The 1,878-nt window shown below is 60.9% G+C and carries 2 protein-coding genes; both read right to left on the minus strand.

The genetic code is table 11. The features are described from left to right. Window positions 1-881 (minus strand): hypothetical protein (locus tag ABD127_RS18775; RefSeq protein ID WP_344204375.1); only part of this gene is annotated, 881 nt, incomplete at its 3' end. Window positions 882-883: 2 nt separating this feature from the next. Beyond that, the gene (locus tag ABD127_RS18780; protein WP_344204377.1) at window positions 884-1,645 is read right to left on the minus strand and encodes a hypothetical protein; all 762 of its coding nucleotides are present in this window, start codon (window positions 1,643-1,645) and stop codon (window positions 884-886) included. Between the last annotated feature and the right edge of the window lie 233 nt (window positions 1,646-1,878).

Below are 1,878 nucleotides of genomic sequence, written 5' to 3' on the forward strand. Positions count from 1 at the left end.
GACGAGCTGTGCCAGGCCGTATCGAACACGATTGAGGAGGACGAGAAGTTCGGATCGGTCGCAACCTGGTGGCGCCACCCTAAGACGTTGGACTCGACGGCCGGGTCCAGCTCGATCTGCAGCTTGGGCAGCAGATTCACGCCCGTCGCGTTGTTTGGAGGCGAGTCGGTCAGCGAGTTCTTTGGCTTTGGGTAGTCCTTCCAGTAGATCGCTAGGTCCGTGTCAATGTGCTTGAACGAGTACTGACCGGGTGACTCATCGCCGCGGGTCACCAGCAGAGCTCCCCACGCACTCTGCGCCGTTAGATCTGCGTAGAACTGTCCGTGATCGAGAGTGGAGTAACCCGTCGCGATCGGAGCGTAGCTGCCCAGATTGCTGTAAGTGCCGATGCAGTTGTACTGAAAACAGTGAGCGTGGTGGACGCTGCCGCCCTTCGCTGCTTGCGTGCCGCCTGTCCACCCGACCAGGTACGTCGCACCCAGTACCTGCCGACCTGCCAACGCGGTGTAGTCGAACGATTGAAACGCGCGCCAGTGCACGTTCTGGTTGCCTTCTCGTGTATTGCCAACAAGGAGCTCGTTTGTCCGCACAAATCCGTCAGACGACTTCACAGAGAAGGTGTGTGTACGGCCCGGCTCGAGAGACGGGTCAACAGTCACCGGGAAGACGCGAGCCGGATCGTCGAGCCAAGCCCGGTCGACTTCGAGGGAAAGAGTCCACACATCGCCCTCGTTCGCGAGCGAAAGATCGGCGCCTGTAGTCACTGGCTCTCGGACACCTGTCTCGCCAGATGAATCCCAGACCGCCGGCGTCGGGATGTTCATCACCACAGCGCCATCGGCGTCAACAAATTCGACTTCGCCGAACTGACCTTCGCGCAACGTCAGCCCCGGAGCCTCAATTCGCCACGACCAGGAGTTGATTCGCCGGGATGCTCCTTCAGCACCAACGACTCTTTGACTGCGCTGGCATCAAGCTTGTACGTCAGATCAGCGTCTGGAAGGACGTTCTCGTATCGCGCACCGAACACGTCCCACAACAGGCCGGTTGAGCCCACCTCAACGGACCGTGCTTTGGACCCTTCAAGCGCGATTGACACGACATAGCCGCCCCGCTCAACGGTGAGCGTCGAGTCCCCGCCCGATTCGGCTGCGAAACTCGGCTGCAATGGATGCACCGGGGCCGCCAAGCCTCCATCGGCGGAAGACGACACCGCCGGTGTGCTTGGCACCCACCCACCCGGTGAGACCTCGACGTTCACCGGACTTGGGGAGAGTTCCGTGACGCGCTCGCCATTCTCAAGCTCGTATGTCGTTGAGGTCTCGTCGCGGTCAAGGACCTTGGACTTTGAATACTCAGCCCGATCGGGGACCTCGACCGGATCGATGGCCTCGCTTGGCTCGACCGGTTCGAGTGGCTGAACCGCCTCCTCGGTAGGAGCAACCAACTCACCGGTTGGCACCTGCGGCAGTTCCGGCTCGGGCAGCGGTTCTGACTCGCTGACTCCCAGCATGGTGAGCGCATCGTCAGGCGTGAGCGGTTCAGGAGGAGCCGGAGCGGCAAACACCACCGAAGCCAGCATCGTCGAGATGAGCAGACCGATGACGGCCGCTGCAGTGGTGCGAATCCTGACTGACATGCCCACGAGGTGTCCCGTTCTCCCGGCAGTCTCCCCGACTGCCTCCGATGACGACGGTCGAAATCTAGAGGTGAGGGATCTCTCATGTTCAGGCAATTCACAGAGAAGTAGTAAAAACCACCCGAAAGAACTACGAGTACTCGTGCTCGGGTCGGTCGTAATCACGCTGACCATTCGCTTGGATCGCGGCCCCGTGGCCGGGTTCTGAGTTGTAGAACTACAACGGCTACGGCGGCGTG

This window comes from Aeromicrobium alkaliterrae (assembly GCF_039529015.1).
In the GTDB taxonomy this organism is placed as follows: Bacteria; Actinomycetota; Actinomycetes; order Propionibacteriales; family Nocardioidaceae; genus Aeromicrobium; species Aeromicrobium alkaliterrae.